The organism is Acinetobacter genomosp. 15BJ, assembly GCF_000400715.1.
Classification (GTDB): domain Bacteria; phylum Pseudomonadota; class Gammaproteobacteria; order Pseudomonadales; family Moraxellaceae; genus Acinetobacter.
This window is the reverse complement of sequence record NZ_KE007350.1, coordinates 213,333-230,015: the sequence shown is the minus strand read 5'-3', so window position 1 is coordinate 230,015 and position 16,683 is coordinate 213,333. Positions and strand designations below refer to the sequence as shown.

At 42.7% G+C, this 16,683-nt stretch carries 14 protein-coding genes and 2 rRNA genes; 6 read left to right on the top strand and 10 right to left on the bottom strand.

Going from position 1 to position 16,683, the window contains the following annotated elements; translation table 11 throughout:
- From F896_RS02225 to F896_RS02235, 3 genes are all read left to right on the top strand, one after another.
- Nucleotides 1–1,442: ribosomal RNA gene (locus F896_RS02225) — 23S ribosomal RNA — on the top strand; the annotation flags it as partial.
- 203 nt (nt 1,443–1,645) lie between these two features.
- Nucleotides 1,646–1,760: ribosomal RNA gene (gene rrf, locus F896_RS02230) — 5S ribosomal RNA — on the top strand.
- Between the two features lie 655 nt (nt 1,761–2,415).
- On the top strand, nt 2,416–2,934 hold the full coding sequence (locus tag F896_RS02235; RefSeq protein WP_155765795.1) for a DUF6714 family protein: 519 nt from the start codon (nt 2,416–2,418) through the stop codon (nt 2,932–2,934).
- 262 nt (nt 2,935–3,196) lie between these two features.
- Here F896_RS02235 and F896_RS02240 read toward each other — a convergent pair whose 3' ends face one another.
- The 5 genes from F896_RS02240 to ribF all read right to left on the bottom strand — a co-directional run bounded on the left by F896_RS02240 (nt 3,197) and on the right by ribF (nt 8,765).
- Nucleotides 3,197–3,739, bottom strand: coding sequence for an NADPH-dependent FMN reductase (locus F896_RS02240; RefSeq protein WP_005320015.1), 543 nt, complete (start codon nt 3,737–3,739; stop codon nt 3,197–3,199).
- 105 nt (nt 3,740–3,844) lie between these two features.
- Complete coding sequence (locus F896_RS02245) at nt 3,845–4,327, bottom strand: FKBP-type peptidyl-prolyl cis-trans isomerase (RefSeq protein WP_005320012.1); 483 nt, start codon at nt 4,325–4,327, stop codon at nt 3,845–3,847.
- Between the two features lies 1 nt (nt 4,328).
- Entirely contained in the window at nt 4,329–4,871 is a 543-nt protein-coding gene (gene lspA, locus F896_RS02250; protein ID WP_016164955.1) for a signal peptidase II, read from the bottom strand.
- Nucleotides 4,864–7,701 carry an isoleucine--tRNA ligase gene (ileS, locus tag F896_RS02255; protein ID WP_016164954.1) on the bottom strand — a complete coding sequence of 946 codons (2,838 nt, stop codon included), beginning with the start codon at nt 7,699–7,701 and terminating at the stop codon, nt 4,864–4,866. The genes lspA and ileS overlap by 8 nt, the downstream gene beginning before the upstream one ends.
- Nucleotides 7,702–7,763: 62 nt before the next feature.
- Nucleotides 7,764–8,765 (bottom strand): riboflavin biosynthesis protein RibF, encoded by a 1,002-nt coding sequence (gene ribF / locus F896_RS02260; protein ID WP_016164953.1) that lies wholly within the window; start codon nt 8,763–8,765, stop codon nt 7,764–7,766.
- Between the two features lie 206 nt (nt 8,766–8,971).
- On the opposite strand from ribF, the gene F896_RS02265 reads away from it, so the two are divergent.
- From F896_RS02265 to F896_RS02275, 3 genes are all read left to right on the top strand, one after another.
- Nucleotides 8,972–10,105 carry a TDT family transporter gene (locus F896_RS02265; RefSeq protein WP_016164952.1) on the top strand — a complete coding sequence of 378 codons (1,134 nt, stop codon included), beginning with the start codon at nt 8,972–8,974 and terminating at the stop codon, nt 10,103–10,105.
- 63 nt (nt 10,106–10,168) lie between these two features.
- Nucleotides 10,169–10,735: a phosphorylase family protein gene (locus F896_RS02270; RefSeq protein ID WP_016164951.1), complete on the top strand. Its 567-nt coding sequence runs from the start codon at nt 10,169–10,171 to the stop codon at nt 10,733–10,735.
- 165 nt (nt 10,736–10,900) lie between these two features.
- Nucleotides 10,901–11,839, top strand: a complete 939-nt coding sequence (locus F896_RS02275) for a bifunctional helix-turn-helix transcriptional regulator/GNAT family N-acetyltransferase (protein WP_016164950.1) — start codon at nt 10,901–10,903, stop codon at nt 11,837–11,839.
- A gap of 179 nt (nt 11,840–12,018) precedes the next feature.
- Here the strand turns inward: F896_RS02275 and F896_RS02280 are convergent, their stop codons facing one another.
- From F896_RS02280 to F896_RS02300, 5 genes are all read right to left on the bottom strand, one after another.
- Nucleotides 12,019–12,630 carry a TetR/AcrR family transcriptional regulator gene (locus tag F896_RS02280; RefSeq protein WP_032882534.1) on the bottom strand — a complete coding sequence of 204 codons (612 nt, stop codon included), beginning with the start codon at nt 12,628–12,630 and terminating at the stop codon, nt 12,019–12,021.
- 243 nt (nt 12,631–12,873) lie between these two features.
- A complete protein-coding gene (locus F896_RS02285; protein WP_016164948.1) occupies nt 12,874–13,674 on the bottom strand; it encodes an ABC transporter ATP-binding protein in 801 nt (266 codons plus the stop codon).
- Between the two features lie 13 nt (nt 13,675–13,687).
- The gene (ssuC, locus tag F896_RS02290) at nt 13,688–14,491 is read right to left on the bottom strand and encodes an aliphatic sulfonate ABC transporter permease SsuC (protein WP_016164947.1); all 804 of its coding nucleotides are present in this window, start codon (nt 14,489–14,491) and stop codon (nt 13,688–13,690) included.
- Nucleotides 14,488–15,663, bottom strand: a complete 1,176-nt coding sequence (gene ssuD / locus F896_RS02295) for an FMNH2-dependent alkanesulfonate monooxygenase (RefSeq protein ID WP_016164946.1) — start codon at nt 15,661–15,663, stop codon at nt 14,488–14,490. The genes ssuC and ssuD overlap by 4 nt, the downstream gene beginning before the upstream one ends.
- 32 nt (nt 15,664–15,695) lie before the next feature.
- Nucleotides 15,696–16,682, bottom strand: coding sequence for an aliphatic sulfonate ABC transporter substrate-binding protein (locus tag F896_RS02300; RefSeq protein WP_016164945.1), 987 nt, complete (start codon nt 16,680–16,682; stop codon nt 15,696–15,698).
- Between the last annotated feature and the right edge of the window lies 1 nt (nt 16,683).

The following is a 16,683-nucleotide window of genomic DNA, read 5'->3' as shown; positions in this document are numbered from 1 at the left end:
AGGTGGAAGGTTGTAGGCATGTATCTTAGGCAAATCCGGGGTACTCTATGCTGAGAACTGATAGCAAGCTGTACTTGTACAGTGAAGTGGCTGATACCATGCTTCCAGGAAAAGTCTCTAAGCTTCAGTTACACAGGAATCGTACCCGAAACCGACACAGGTGGTCAGGTCGAGTAGACCAAAGCGCTTGAGAGAACTCTGCTGAAGGAACTAGGCAAAATGGTACCGTAACTTCGGGAGAAGGTACGCTGCTGACGGTGATGGGACTTGCTCCCTGAGCTATTGGCAGCCACAGAAACCAGGCCGCTGCAACTGTTTATTAAAAACATAGCACTCTGCAAACACGAAAGTGGACGTATAGGGTGTGATGCCTGCCCGGTGCTGGAAGGTTAATTGATGGGGTTAGCGTAAGCGAAGCTCTTGATCGAAGCCCCAGTAAACGGCGGCCGTAACTATAACGGTCCTAAGGTAGCGAAATTCCTTGTCGGGTAAGTTCCGACCTGCACGAATGGCATAATGATGGCGGCGCTGTCTCCAGCAGAGGCTCAGTGAAATCGAAATCGCTGTGAAGATGCAGTGTACCCGCGGCTAGACGGAAAGACCCCGTGAACCTTTACTGCAGCTTGACATTGAACTTTGACCTTACTTGTGTAGGATAGGTGGGAGGCTTTGAAGTTAGAACGCTAGTTCTAATGGAGCCGTCCTTGAAATACCACCCTGGTAATGTTGAGGTTCTAACTCTGCCCCGTAATCCGGGGCGAGGACCATGTCTGGTGGGTAGTTTGACTGGGGCGGTCTCCTCCTAAAGAGTAACGGAGGAGTACGAAGGTGCGCTCAGCGTGGTCGGAAATCACGCGTAGAGTATAAAGGCAAAAGCGCGCTTAACTGCGAGACCCACAAGTCGAGCAGGTACGAAAGTAGGTCTTAGTGATCCGGTGGTTCTGTATGGAAGGGCCATCGCTCAACGGATAAAAGGTACTCTGGGGATAACAGGCTGATACCGCCCAAGAGTTCATATCGACGGCGGTGTTTGGCACCTCGATGTCGGCTCATCTCATCCTGGGGCTGAAGCAGGTCCCAAGGGTATGGCTGTTCGCCATTTAAAGAGGTACGCGAGCTGGGTTTAGAACGTCGTGAGACAGTTCGGTCCCTATCTACCGTGGGCGCTGGAAATTTGAGAGGATCTGCTCCTAGTACGAGAGGACCAGAGTGGACGAACCTCTGGTGTACCGGTTGTGACGCCAGTCGCATCGCCGGGTAGCTATGTTCGGAAGGGATAACCGCTGAAAGCATCTAAGCGGGAAGCCTACCTCAAGATAAGATTTCCCTAGGAATTTATTCCTCTAAAGAGCCGTTCGAGACTAGGACGTTGATAGGTTGGGTGTGGAAGCACGGTGACGTGTGAAGCTGACCAATACTAATTGCTCGTGAGGCTTGACTATACAACACCCAAGCAGTTGTATATAAAGCTCAATTCGATTCAAAACCAAACAGTCAGAAGTGAAAACAACTGATTGAACTTGATTTAGTGAATAAACTAGTTACAATACAGACCAATTATCTAATCCGTTAATAACTCTTTGGACCGTAAGTAAGGCATACGACAATACATCGTGATTAAGACCCGAAAGCACCACAACAGTTTGCTGGCGACAATAGCAAGAGTGAACCACCTGATCCCTTCCCGAACTCAGAAGTGAAACCTCTTAGCGCTGATGGTAGTGTGGCACTTGCCATGTGAGAGTAAGTCATCGCCAGCTTTTAAATACTAAACACCCCCAACCTAACGGTTGGGGGTGTTTTTTATTGGACGGAAGAAAAGAAAATATTCTGTCAGCCAAGTGTAAATTTGATTATGCTATATTCTTGCTATGCTTAATGGCAGTTAAAATATAGTGTTAGTATACGGCGTGCAGTTCTTATAACTGTAGTTAGGCATAAAATGAAAAAGGATGAATACATATAAATTATTCAAAGATACAGGTTGGTTTAAAGGGCACTTACAAATAATTGAAAATAATTTTGCTATCGATTGTGATCTTTAAAAGAGAGTATTAGAAATTTTGTCTGAATATTCTGGTTTACATATTGGTGACGTTCAAGAAGATGAGAATGTGAGGCAAGTGATATCACTTTTCTCGAAAAATTAAATGGGGTATATGCTGAGGTTAGCGGTATTGGATATTTAGTCTTAGTAGCTTTAGCTCATTATCACTAAATATAAGTGTACTGATTAATAAGCATGGCAAATTTTATTTTACACTGATATAGATAAGAAGTTATATTTTGCTGGTAAAAACTTACGTGAAGTAGCCTCGAAATTATTACTTGGTTTAAATTATAGTCAATCACTATAAGTCGATCTTCGTTATTGTAATTAGATCCATTTAACGGTGATTAGTTAGGTGCATGAAAGTGAATCAAGAAGAACTTATTGAGGAAATTGAGGTTGCATTTTCAGATGTTAAAAGACCTAAAACATCGCTTCGTCAGTTCAAGATAACCGATGAGAAAGGTCTTTCCCAAGAAATATCTGCTGCAGAATGGAATATTGCTGGAATGCGGTGTACCGACAAGATATGGCAGGAAATTTCTGATTCAGAGTTGGAGGAGTGCGGTTGCCAGCTAGCTCATATGAAAGGTGATGAGTTTTTATATTATCTTCCAGCATTTATGCGTCATTCTGTTAGGTACTACAAGCGACCGATTTGGGAAGATAGTTTTGTTTTGTGTACTATATCCTCACTGCAAGATCCAACGCAAGCAGAAAATTATTACCCTGGTCTGGGGGAGTATATCCTAGAGCAGTTTTCAGAGCTTACCCTTAAACATGTAAATGTTATTATTGCCTATCTTAAGTTCATTGCAACAGAAGGTGATTATATTAATCAGCCAGATGCAATACGTGCACTCGATTACTGGCTCAGCTACTAAAGTGTTTAACATGATACCCAATGAATGGTATAGCTGATACGGACGGATAAAGCAGAAAGAATAAACAAAAAGAAGCCCCATCATCCTGACGGGGCTTCTTCATATTCAGTTTATGTCGTTGATATCCTATTAACGACCACATCCTGTGTCTGTTCTTATTCTCAATGAGACTTCCTGTCTCTCTATGCTTTATATATTAGCGATCAAGTCGAAAGTGGAATAGACGTAAATCGATCTAATCAACGTACGCTTAGGCTTACAATTAAGCGATATGATATTTCTGTAATTTGGCAACGAGAGCCGCTAAGCCTTTCACTTCAAACTCATTGGCTTCAAAGTTCTCATCTTTATTGCGTTTAAAGATGTCGCGAATTTCAATTACGGCATTGGGATCAACTAGACCTAAGCTTGAGGTTACTTGGCGAATTTGACTGATTGAACGTGAGCCATTGGTAGAACCATAGCCAATAAAGGCTGCAGGTTTGCCTTGCCATTCTTTACCCACATAATCCAAGGCATTCTTCAGTGCTGGACTATAGCCATGGTTATATTCAGGACTAATGAAGATAAAGGCCTGTGCCTGCGCAATTTTATCCGCCCATTGCTGTTGTTTCGGCTGATCATAGATGCCTGTCGCAGGTGGATGAGAACCTGCAAAGAGCGGTAAGTCCCATTCCTTAAGATCAACAACTTCGGTTTGAATATCTTTTAATGCGAGTTCAGTTGTCGCTTGTTGTACCCAATTTGCGACTTTGATCGCTGTACGACCTTCCCGAACACTTCCAACAATAATATAAATCAGCATGTTTAAATTCCTGTGTTATTGCTTTGATTTTAAAAATGAATGCCTTTAAATGATCTTATACTTTTTTTAGGCGATAAAAAAAGCTCTCATTTGAGAGCTTTTTTGTTACATCAATTTGATGCCTTGCTGGCCTGCTGGGGTGACTTTGAAGATTTCCACTTCAAAAGTAATATTTTTGCCTGCCAGTGGATGATTAAAATCGATTTCTGTGGTGTCATCATTGACCGATTTTACAACACCAAACAGCGTTGCTTTGGCCTTGTCTTCAAACTCAATCATATGACCAACGATTGGGCGTTGTTCAAATTTAACCGTATCAAAGATTTGGATATTTTCTGCATTCCAAGGTCCAAAAGCATCTTCAGGCGGTAAATGTACAGTACGACGGTCGCCTGCACGTAAACCAAATAAAGCCTTTTCAAACCCAGGTAACAGGTTACCATCGCCAATCACAAGACTGACAGGCTCTTCACGACCACGGGTATTGTCGATTTCAACACCATTTTCAACCGATACAGAAAAATGTAAGTCGACTTTTGAGCCATCTTGAATACGAATTTCTTCGTTTGGTTGGATAATTTCGTTCATCTTATGCATCCGTATTTTGGTTGCGTTTCTTCTCTAAGAAGAAAGTATCGATCAGCAGCAAAATCGTGCCTAGAGTAATTGAGCTATCCGCAAGATTGAAGGCTGGAAAATGGCTGTTTTGATAATAAACATGAATAAAGTCGACCACATAGCCTAAGCTGACACGGTCAATCAGATTGCCAATTGCTCCACCAAGAATTAACGCAATTGCCATCGGTAATACAATCATTTTCTTAGGCATACGCATCAGCCAGAAAACAAAAATTACCGAAACAAAACCTGCTAATGAGGTAAAGAAATAGCGTTGCCAGCCGCCTGCATCAGACAAAAAGCTGAATGCTGCGCCATAATTATGCAGCAGTGTCCAATTTAAAAACGGCAGAACGGGAACAGGGTCCGCATAGTTTAAATGCGAACTTGCAATCCATTTGGTCCATTGATCCAACACAATAGCAAGGACTGAAAGTCCAAGCCACATTAAGTTGTGTGGGTAAAATTGGAATAAGCCTTTTTTTGTTGGGCTTGTTTGCACAGAATTATGCATATTTTCTCACTTCGCCACTGCCAGTGACATTGATAATACAACGAGCGCATAAACCAGCATGACCAACGTGTGTATTTACATCAGGCAATACATGCCAGCAACGTACACACTTTTCACCGTCTGCCGCCGAAACTTGGACACGCAGACCTTCGAGGTCTGTGCTTTCGCCTTGTTCAGCATAAGGGTGAACGATGACTTGAGAGGTAATCAAGACAAAACGTAATTCATCAGCCAATTGGTTTAACAATGTTTGTAATGCTTCATCTGCCCAAAGTTCAACTTTAGCAGATAGGTTACTACCAATGAGTTTAGCGTTACGTGCCGCTTCAATCTGTTTATTTACTGCTGATTTTACGCTAATCAATGTTTGCCAATCTGCTTCAGACAGTAAGTTTGCTGTTGATGCAGTTGGAATGTCATACCATTCAGCGGTAAATACATATTTTCCAGTTTGTTCTGGAATCAATGGCCAAGCTTCTTGTGCGGTAAAGCTGAGGATCGGTGACATCCAACGAACAAAAGCTTGCACGATATGATACAGCGCAGTTTGCGCAGAATGACGTGCCTGTGAATCTGCTTTGGTGGTGTACTGACGATCTTTGATGATGTCGAGGTAGAAACCACCCAAGTCATTAATACAGAAGCTTGTTAATGCATTAGTGACGATATGGAAGTTCATCTCTTCATAGGCTTGCTGGATGGTTTTTTGAACCTCAGCAGCACGTTGTAAGATGTATTGATCCAATGCAATCAACTGGTCGACTGGTAAAGCATCTGTTGATGGTTTGAAGCCATTCAAGTTTGCCAACAAGAAACGTAAAGTATTACGAATACGACGATAACCATCTGATGCGCGGCTAAAGATTTCTTTACCAGCCGTCATCTCGTAACGATAGTCAGCAGATGCGATCCAGAAACGTAAGCCATCAGCACCCATATCTTTGATAATGTCTTGCGGGGTAATGATGTTGCCTAATGATTTAGACATCTTACGGCCTTTCTCATCAACCACGAAACCGTGGGTGAGTAGGCCTTTATATGGCGCACGCTCATTGATCGCGATTGAGGTTAACAACGATGATTGGAACCAGCCACGGTGTTGATCTGAACCTTCAAGATATAAGTCTGCTGGATCTTGTAGATCATCACGTTCACGAAGTACAGCGTAGTGTGTAGTTCCAGAGTCAAACCAAACGTCTAAGGTATCGCGTACCGCATTATATTGTTCTGCATCCGCACCGATGAACTCACTCGCTTCACGGTTATACCAACCATCGATACCTTCTTGTTCGATCAGTTTAGCCACTTCTTCGATCAATTCAGGCGTACGTGGGTGCAATGCATTGGTATCTTTGTGCACGAAAAATGGAATTGGCACGCCCCAAGTACGTTGACGCGAGATACACCAATCTGGACGACCTTCAATCATCGACTGAATACGGCTTTGTCCCCAATCAGGCACAAATTCGATATCATTTTCAATCGCATTCAAGGCATTTTGGCGCAGACCATTGGCATCCATGCTGATGAACCATTGCGGTGTCGCACGGAAGATAATTGGGGTCTTATGGCGCCAGCAGTGTGGGTAGCTGTGTTTAATTGGCTGATGCGCCCACAGACGACCGAGTGCACCCAATGCCTCAATGATTTGAGGGTTGGCTTTATAGATATGCTCACCTGCAAAAATTGGCGATGTTGGTAAATAAACACCATTACCACCGACAGGGTTTTCAACTTTAAGCTGATAAAGCAAACCGACTTTGTAATCGTCTACACCATGGCCAGGTGCGGTATGCACTGCACCTGTACCACTGGTTGCAATCACGTGCTCGCCTAAAATGACAGGTACTTGACGATCTGTTAACAGTGGGTGTTGCAATAACAGATTTTCAATTGCAGCACCTTTGAAATCTGCAAGCACGACTGGATTTTCCAGTTTGTAGCGTTCGATTGCAGATTCAACCAGATCTTTGGCCAAAATAAAGTTTTGAGTACCACGGTCAGTGGTTACTTGAACCAATTGATAGTCGATATCAGCGTGTAGCGCGACTGCTTGGTTGGCAGGTAAGGTCCATGGTGTAGTGGTCCAGATCACGATATCTGTCGCATCTTGAACATCAACATTCAAACGTGTGCTGAGATCTTTGAGATCAACAACCGTGAAGCCAACATCAATGGCATCTGATTTTTTATCTTCGTATTCAACTTCAGCTTCAGCCAGTGAAGAACCACAGTCCATACACCAGTTCACAGGTTTTAAACCCGGTTCGATATGACCTGCTTTGGCAATGGCGCCAAGTGCACGCACGATGTCAGCTTCTTGCTTGAAGTTCATGGTCAGGTACGGATTGTCCCAATCACCAAAAACGCCCATACGTACAAAGTCTTTCTTCTGTAATTCGACTTGCGTATACGCATATTCACGACAAGCCTTACGGAAAGTTGAGGCATCGACTTTAACGCCCACTTTACCGACTTTTTCTTCGACTTTTAGTTCGATTGGCAGGCCGTGACAGTCCCAACCTGGTACATATGGTGCATCGAAGCCATCTAAAACGCGGCTTTTAATAATGATGTCTTTTAAGACTTTATTGACTGCATGGCCTAAATGGATTTGACCATTGGCATATGGAGGGCCGTCATGCAGTACATATTTTTTCTTGCCAATACGCGCTTCACGAATCTGCTGATAAATGTTGTCGGCATACCACTCTTCTAACCATTTGGCTTCACGTACAGCCAAGTTTGCCTTCATGGCAAATTCAGTCGCTGGCAAATTGAGTGTGGCTTTATAATCCACTGCATTTTCAGGAGTTTGCTTATCGCTCATGCAAGTTTTCTTCCAGTTTGATCAGTTTGTAAACTGACATGTATTACAAATGAAAATTAAATTTAAAAAGGAAATTCAGCTGTGTTAGTACGATAGTCTCGTAACTTTTGCACATCATCATCAATTCCGGCTTTGAGGGCTTCAAGCGAAGGGTAATTCAGTTCACCATGCAAATAGTGAAGAAAGGTTACCCGCATCAATAAGCCATACAGATTAGCAGAAACATCAGGGAAATGTACCTCTAATCGCCATTCTGGCTGGTCTTGTTTGATGGCTGGACGAGTCCCCACATGACCTGCACCAAACAAACTGTCAGCTTGATAGCCTGCAATACCGTTAAGAGCAGGATCTGAATGTTTTATTTTTGCATTCAGCGAGGCATTTTCACAGACCACATCCACCGCATAAATTCCGTTTAAACAGGGTTTGTGACGGTTTAAACGAACATTAATCGTTGGAAAATCAAGGGTACGGCCAATCTGATCGCCATATTGTACTCGGCCTGTGATGCTATAAGGACGGCCCAATAGTTTTGCCGCTAATGCCAGATCACCCTGTTGAAGGACCTGACGAATACGAGTTGAACTGACACGTTCATCATTTAAAGCCACGGTATTTAAATTGGTGACATCAAAACCATAGTCGCGTAAAAATTCGCTGTTGCCTTGGCGGTCTTTCCCAAAATGAAAATCATCACCCAGCACCAAGCTTTGTGCATTGAGTTTTAATTTAAGTAGGTCGGCAAATTCAGTGGCATTTAAACTTCTAAAATATTGGTCAAATTTCGCAACTGCAATGTAGTCCACACCGAGCTCAGTTAAATATTCTACTTTTTCTCTGAGCGAGCTGATGCGAGGAGGTGCATCATAACCTTTAAAGAATTCAAGTGGTTGTGGCTCAAAAATCATCACCAATGTTTTTAAGCCTTGCGCTTCAGCCAACGTTTTGAGTTGAGCAATCATCGCTTGATGGCCGAGATGGACACCATCAAAATTGCCAATCGTTACCGCAGTTGGGGGTAACTGAAAATCTGGCGATAATGCGTTGAGACGAAGCAACTTCATGGGCGTTAAATACAGTGATTTTGCAAAGGCTATATATTGCCATATTCTCAGCGTTTCGTCTTGTTGTTGTGTTTTTACACAGGAAATTTTCAATATTTAGAGATTTTATATCAATTAAATTGATTCATTAAATAAAAATAAATCAATTTTTCTTATTTATATGTTCCGTTAAAATAGCTGCATAGTCGCTTGATATCGAGATAGAGATGAAAAAGCCGTTTTATCAGCTAGAGCAGAGCACCGATGTAATTCGCCATTTTACCCCGAACTGGTTTACTGCAACCATGGGAACGGGTGTAGTGGCGATGATTTTAGCACAGCTGCCTTTCGCTTCATCTGTCTTATTTATGCTTGCGACTAAATTATGGCAATTTAATATTTTGTTATTTAGCACCTTTAGTGTGCTTTATATCTTACGCTGGATTTTATTTCCGACTGAAGCCAAGCATATTTTTACTCACCCCAACATGAGTTTATTCCTCGGTGCGATTCCGATGGGCTTAGCGACGATTGCCAATGGTTTTCTCAGTTTCGGTACCCATTTATATGGCGATATTGCTGTACAAATTGCCACTTACCTTTGGTACTTCGATGTTGTTCTTGCGGTGGTGATTGCATGGGTAGTGCCATTTTGTATGTTTAGCTGCCAAGATCATCAATTACATCGTATGACTGCGGTATGGTTACTCCCGATCGTGGCGTGTGAAGTCGCTGCCAGCTCTGCGGGGCTGCTATTACAGCATTTAGCAGCAGATCAGCATGCTTTAACGATTTTGATCACAGGCTATGTGTTGTGGGGTATTTCTGTATTACCTGCTTTTGCGATCTTAACGATTCTGATGTTACGTTTGGCCTTGCACCAATTGCCGGAAAAAGAAGTGGCGATTTCAAGCTGGTTATGTCTAGGACCGATTGGAACAGGGGCCTTGGCATTATTATTATTGGGTGAACAAGCACCACGTATTATGCAGGCGATGGGCTTTGAAGGCTTAGCGACATTACTTCCAGCCTTGGGTATTGTGGCAAGTTTGGTGTTATTAGGTTTTGGCTTATGGTGGTTTGGGATTGCGATTTTGACCACACTGCGCCATATGCGTACTGGCATTCCATTTAACTTGGGTTGGTGGGGACTGACTTTCCCATTCGGTGTGTTTATTTTAGCAATCTTCAACTTGGCACATCAGTTACATATCGATTTCTTACAGTATGCGGCTGTGGTTTTAAGTCTGTTGTTGGTTGGTTTGTGGGCATTGGTGATGAAGAAAACGTTGGCAGGGGCATATAGTGGTCAATTATTTTTCTCTCCCTGTTTGGTCTCCTTACAGCAGAAGATGCAATAATATCAAGGTGTGCTAAAGCACACCTTTTTTGTGTCTTTATTTCGATTTGAACGAGTCTTTTCTATGAATGCTGATGTTGCTCTGATTATGGCCCTGCCGAATGAATCTAAAGGTTTGTTTGAACAAGCGGGTATTGACGTTCATTACAGTGGAATCGGCAAAATTAATGCAGCATTCAAGGCATTTGAAGTGATTCAAAAAACGGGGTGTAAAACGCTGATCAATTTAGGCAGTGCAGGCAGTTCGCACTTCGATGCACATAGTCTGGTTGAGGTGATTACTTTCGTGCAGCGCGATATGGATGTGTCGCCTTTAGGTTTTGCCGTGGGTGTGACACCAATGGATGATGAGATTCCTGCGGAGATCCATACCCAACCGCATTTTGAGCTTTTACCTAAAGGGATCTGTGGAACGGGTGATTCTTTTGAAACAGGTGTTCCAAAGGTCAGCTGTAACTTAGTCGATATGGAAGCTTACGCCTTAGCCAAAGTGTGTCAAAAGCTTGGGGTACGTTTGATTTCAGTCAAATATATTACTGATGGTGCCAATGATACTGCGCATCTGGACTGGGAAGAGAACCTGTTGCTTGGCGCACAAAAATTATTGGCGTTGTATCAGGCACATTTTTAAATGCAAAGGCATAATGCAGCTGTATGCATGGATAAACTTGAATTTATTAATAAGTTTTGAAATTAAAAATATTATTTTTAAACCGTAGAGCAACCATTATTTTAAACATTTGACTTACACTTTTAAATATAGTTGTATAGTACAACCATATTTGAAGGTGTAACTATGATAAATAATAAATTAATTGAAGAAATTCGTAGATCTTCCCGAATTATGGTTCGTGAACTTGGTTTTATGAGTGCGACTCTTGCCGCTACAGAATATTCACCTTCAGCGGTTCATACATTATTGGAGATTGAAAATAATGGATCTATGACTGCCATCCAATTAGCACAAATATTAGGCTTAGAAAAATCTAGTGTGAGTCGAATGCTGGCTAAGTTAATTGATGCTGGTGAAATTAAGGAAATTCAAGCAGTGAATGATGGCCGGTCTAAGTCAATTCAATTAACAGATAAAGGGCGAAGTACGGCAAAAAAAATAAATGAATATGGTGAAATGAGGGTTATTCAAGCTATAGAAAATTTAGCACTATCTCAACAAAGACAAATAGCTCAAGGCCTCAGATCTTATGCAGACGCTCTAGTTGCTTGCCGAAGTGATCCGATTACTGAGGTAAATAAAAATATTGAAATAGTATCTGGATACCGTGCAGGAATGATTGGTCGCATTGCAGAGATGCACGGAAATTACTATTCAAGAAACTATGGGTTTGGACATTTCTTTGAAGGTAAAGTTGCAACAGGCCTTGCTGAATTTTCGGAACGACTACATGAAGAATGCAATAACATCTGGCTTGCAATACAGAATGATCAGATCGTCGGTTCAGTCGCTATAGATGGGCAAGATTTAGGAAATAAAGAGGCCCATCTACGTTGGTTTATTCTTGATGATGGATGTCGAGGCAGTGGCATTGGAAAAAGACTATTAGCAGAAGCGATCGCTTTTTGTGATCAAAAAGAATTCTCTGCTGTGCACTTATGGACATTCAGTGGTCTTGATGCAGCTCGTAAACTTTACGAATTATTTGGATTTAAGCTGACAAAGGAATGGGAAGGGAATCAGTGGGGGAAAACAATGTTAGAGCAGCAATTTACCCGATAGATGCTTTGGAAGATCTCCTCAAACTAACACAATACGCCTTACGTGAAATACTTTAAGCCATTCTAGGGTTTAGCACACATGAGCGGTTTTTTTCATCATGTATAGAATAGAAAAAAGCGACTAACAAAGTCGCTTTTTAGTGTATTTCAATCGATAAAATTAAGGCTTTTAAAGAAAATTTAACGTGGCAATACGCCGTATAACATTACATGAATAGTATGTTCGATGGTGCGTTGAAACATGCTACGGTTGCGTAATGTTTTACCTGTGACCATTTCTATTTGCGTTGAAAAATCAGCATAGTTTTGAGTGATGGCCCAAATGTTGAGAATCAATAATTCTGGGTCGACCTCTGCCGACAATTTGCCTTGTTCTTGCCAAGTTTGAATCACCTTGGTTTTACGCTTAAATAGCTTTTTCAAAGGGCCCTTTAAGATTGGTAAAATATGCGGGGCACCTTGAATGATTTCGAGTGCAAATAAACGAGAGGCTTTTGGCTGATCACGTGAGCTTTCAATTTTTTGAATCAAATAGTGAGTGAGTGCTTCAGTAGGCTCAAGCTCAGACTCTAAGGTTTGTAAGGGTGCAAGCCACTTTTGCAATACAGTGGTGAGCACTTCGACATAAAGCGATTCTTTATTTTCATAGTAATAGAAAATATTCGATTTATGCATATTTGCAAGTTGTGCAATCTCATCCAGACTGGCACCACTAAACCCATAGACGGAAAAAACATCTAGGGCAGCATTCAGCAGTTGATTGCGCTTTTGTGTACTTTTCTTCTGTTCCATCTGCGAGCTTGATTCAAAAAATGTCATTGACATTGTAAGATAAATTGTCGGATTTGTGCACAATTGCAAAAATTTTTTATCGAAAAAAATATACTTTTTAGGCCAATGCAAACGATGTATTTGATAATTATTGAAATCTAAAAAAATGCATACATATTTTGTAAATAATTTTTTTCTGATCAGGAGGAAAGAGCACTATATTTTTATTATTTTGGTCACATTTTAGTGCAAATTAATGCGGCTTTAGGTGGCTAAAACCGCATCGAGGACTTGTTGCTCCAGTTGAGCGAATGCAATACTTTTTTTACGTGGTCGTGGTAGATTGACCTGAAAACTATGGGCGATATGCCCCTGATCCAAAAGAATAATTCGATCAGCCAATTGCACAGCTTCACTAACATCATGCGTAACCAAGATGGCGGTAAAGCCTTGTTCTTTCCAAAGGCGCTCAATCAGGTTCTGCATTTCCAAACGGGTCAGTGCATCTAAAGCGCCGAGTGGTTCATCTAACAACAAAATACGGGGTGTATGGGAAAGCGCCCGTGCAAGCGCAGCGCGTTGGCGTTGTCCACCTGAGAGCTGAGCTGGCCATTGCGTCGCCTTGTCTTTTAGCCCGACTTTTTCTAGCAATGCTTCTGCAAGCTGATGCTGATTTTTAGGCAAACCCAATTGTACGTTTTGTATAATACTTTTCCATGGTAACAGGCGTGGATCTTGGAACATGACACGAATATCGTGGTTGGTAATGCCTTCACGGAAATTGCGAGCGGATTGGAACTTGATTTCGCCATAACTGGCTTTTTCGAGTTGGGCAATCAAACGGAGCAGGGTGCTTTTACCACAGCCGCTACGGCCAACGATGGCAACAAACTCACCCGCTTGAATGTTCAGATCAAGGTCTTCAAGGACTTTGACTTCACCATAAAATTTATACAGTTGCTCAATCAGAATATGAGCACCATTGTCTGGCGAGGTTATGGTTTCTGGTTCAGCAACGGGCTGAATCAGGTTGTTATCGTAGAAGTTTAAATTTAAGTTACTCATCTTTATGTCCTTATTATTTTTGATAACCTGCATGCCAGCGCAGTAGATAACGTTCCAACACTTGAGCCAATACATCTGCTAATTTTCCGAGCAGGGCATACAGCAAAATACCCACCAAGACGATATCTGTTTGTAAAAACTCTCGTGCATTCATGGTCATATAACCAATTCCTGCTTGTGCAGAAATGGTTTCTGCGACGATCAGCAGTACCCAAACCAGACCTAAAGAGAAACGTAGCCCAACTAAAATCGAGGGCATCGCACCAGGTAAAATAATGTCTTTATAGAGTTGCCAACGATTGAGTCCGTAACTTTTACCCATCTCGATCAGTTGTGGATCGACCGAACGAATACCGTGATAGGTGTTGATGTACATTGGGAAAAACACACCGATAGCGACTAAAAAAAGCTTGGCAGTTTCATCAATCCCAAACCATAAAATCACCAGTGGAATCAGGGCCAGTGCAGGGATGTTGCGGATCATTTGTAAGGTGGTATCCAGTAAAGTCGATGCAATACGGGATGAACCATTTAATAACCCTAAAATCAGACCTAAACCACCACCAACCAGTAAACCGAGTAAGGCACGACCTGCACTGACTTTGACATGTTGCCAAAGTTCACCACTGATCAGTAAGTGCCAGAAGGCACTCACGACAGCGGTTGGGGCAGGTAATACTCTGCTTTGCAATACACCTGAACTTGAAGCCGCTTGCCAAATAAAAATCAGTAAAATTGGAAACAACCACGGTAGCAGACCTTTGCCTATTTTTTGTGTTCCACGTGAAACATCATTCAAAAAAGGTTTTGTACTCATGCGCCCTCCTTGATCAAGGCTTTAGCTTCCTTGGTCTCAGGGACATAGTTATTGGCAATGATTTCTCCGAAAGGCCCAGTTAAATGCGGTTGTGCCAGTTTTTCACGTGTTTTGAGCGGCAATAATGGGAACACCAGTTCGGCAAAACGGATCGACTCTTCCAAATGTGGGTAACCTGAGAAAATAAAGGTATCAATCCCCAAGTCTGCATATTCTTGAATACGTGCGGCGACGGTTTCAGGATCGCCAACTAATGCAGTACCCGCACCGCCACGAACTAGGCCAATGCCTGCCCATAAGTTTGGAGAAACTTCCAATTGATCTTTACGTCCGCCATGCAGTGCAGCCATACGTTGCTGACCGACCGAATCCATTTGCGCAAATTTTTTCTGTGCTGCGGCAATGGTTGCATCATCTAGGTATTGAATCAGTTCATCTGCAGCGGCCCAAGCCTGTTCATTGGTCTCGCGTACAATCACGTGTAAGCGAATGCCATAATTCAGAGTACGGCCTTTGGCTGCGGCTTTTGCGCGGAGGTGTTCAATTTTCTCTTTTACCGCAGCAGGAGGTTCACCCCAAGTCAAATAGGTATCAACTTGCTCCGCTGCCAACTCAGTTGCGGCCTCTGATGAGCCACCGAACCAAAGTGGTGGATAAGGTTTTTGGACGGGTGGATAGAGTAGTTTTGCATCATCCACACTGAGACGTTCGCCGTGAAAGCTAAACGGTTCACCCGTATGTGAGCGAGTGAGAATTTCGCGCCAGATTTTGACATATTCAGAAGCAGTTTGATAACGGGTACTGTGGTCCTCATAGAGTCCATCACCTTTTAATTCCTGTTCATCACCACCTGTGACAAGGTTGAGCAGGATACGGCCATTAGAGAGACGATCAAAAGTTGCTGCCATGCGTGCAGCAAGTGCTGGTGTGGTCAGCCCAGGACGAAGTGCGACTAAAAACTTAAGCTGGGTGGTTGCATCAATTAAACTGGCTGCCGTAATCCAAGGATCTTCACAAGAGCGTCCTGTTGGAATGAGTACGCCTGCATAACCCAGATTATCCACGGCAACTGCAATCTGTTTCATATAAGCATGATCGACCTGACGAGCGCCCTTGCTGGTGCCTAAATAACGACTGTCACCATGAGTGGGGATAAACCAGAAAATATTCATGTCGATGTTCCTTATGAAAATGAAATCAATGTTTATTGGGCAGACCAGACACTGTGCTGAATATCGATTTGCACAGGAATGAGTTGCTCTTGTTTAAATAAATCGGCGATTTGTTGCTGACTCTGTATGACCTCAGCTGTGAGGATGTGCACAGGCGATGGTTTTGGTCGTTTGTCTAAAACACGTTGCGCCACAGGAAGGCTCAGCCCCGTACTTTGTGCGTAAATCTGTAGTGCCTGATCTTGGTGCTGCACAATCCACTGATCCGCAATGTTGATGCTCTTAATCAGCTTTGGTGCAGAATCAGGATGCTTTTGAATAAAATCAGGATTACCAATATAAAAAGAATAAGTGGTTGGAAAAGCAGAGCCATCGACCAAGGTTTTGGTATGGCCTTGCAGTTCTGCTGTACCTAAGTAGGGTTCCCAAATTGCCCACGCATCAACGGCCTGTTTGTCAAAAGCTGCGCGTGCATCGGCAGGAGGTAACCAAATCGGTTGAATGTCTTGCCAAGATAGCCCTGCTTTTTGCAGGGTTTTGGCGAGTAGTTCGTGTGCACTGGAGCCTTTTTGAACTGCGACACGTTTGCCTTTTAAGTCTTGAAGGGTGCTGATTTTATCGTTGGCATGTACCAAAATAGCTTGGCCTGTTGGTGCAACCACTTCATAAGCCACATAGCTCAATGGTTTAGCTGCGGCTTGCGCAAAGATGGGTGGCGTATTGCCGACATAACCAAAATCGACTGCACCAACGGCAAGAGCTTCAAGCATTTGTGGCCCTGCTGGAAATTCTCGCCATTCAATTTTGGCATTCGGAAATTCTTGCTCAAATAGCTTTTGTTGTTTGGCAACTAATAAATTGAGGGAGGATTTCTGAAAGCCAATGGATAGGGTTTTGACAGCCGTATTTTCAGTTGCTGAAGTTGTCTTCTCCGTACTCTGCTCTGGCTTCTGGCAACCACTCAGTGAAAATGTAGAGATCAGCAACCCCAAAACAGAAACTTTAGATAGCAACTTCATG

Coding starts and splice junctions, on each gene's coding strand:
- F896_RS02240 (WP_005320015.1), bottom strand. CDS start 3,739: ATGCTGATTTATATTATTGTTGGAAGTGTTCGGGAAGGTCGTACAGCG.
- F896_RS02245 (WP_005320012.1), bottom strand. CDS start 4,327: ATGAACGAAATTATCCAACCAAACGAAGAAATTCGTATTCAAGATGGC.
- lspA (WP_016164955.1), bottom strand. CDS start 4,871: ATGCATAATTCTGTGCAAACAAGCCCAACAAAAAAAGGCTTATTCCAA.
- ileS (WP_016164954.1), bottom strand. CDS start 7,701: ATGAGCGATAAGCAAACTCCTGAAAATGCAGTGGATTATAAAGCCACA.
- ribF (WP_016164953.1), bottom strand. CDS start 8,765: ATGAAGTTGCTTCGTCTCAACGCATTATCGCCAGATTTTCAGTTACCC.
- F896_RS02265 (WP_016164952.1), top strand. CDS start 8,972: ATGAAAAAGCCGTTTTATCAGCTAGAGCAGAGCACCGATGTAATTCGC.
- F896_RS02270 (WP_016164951.1), top strand. CDS start 10,169: ATGAATGCTGATGTTGCTCTGATTATGGCCCTGCCGAATGAATCTAAA.
- F896_RS02275 (WP_016164950.1), top strand. CDS start 10,901: ATGATAAATAATAAATTAATTGAAGAAATTCGTAGATCTTCCCGAATT.
- F896_RS02280 (WP_032882534.1), bottom strand. CDS start 12,630: ATGGAACAGAAGAAAAGTACACAAAAGCGCAATCAACTGCTGAATGCT.
- F896_RS02285 (WP_016164948.1), bottom strand. CDS start 13,674: ATGAGTAACTTAAATTTAAACTTCTACGATAACAACCTGATTCAGCCC.
- ssuC (WP_016164947.1), bottom strand. CDS start 14,491: ATGAGTACAAAACCTTTTTTGAATGATGTTTCACGTGGAACACAAAAA.
- ssuD (WP_016164946.1), bottom strand. CDS start 15,663: ATGAATATTTTCTGGTTTATCCCCACTCATGGTGACAGTCGTTATTTA.
- F896_RS02300 (WP_016164945.1), bottom strand. CDS start 16,682: ATGAAGTTGCTATCTAAAGTTTCTGTTTTGGGGTTGCTGATCTCTACA.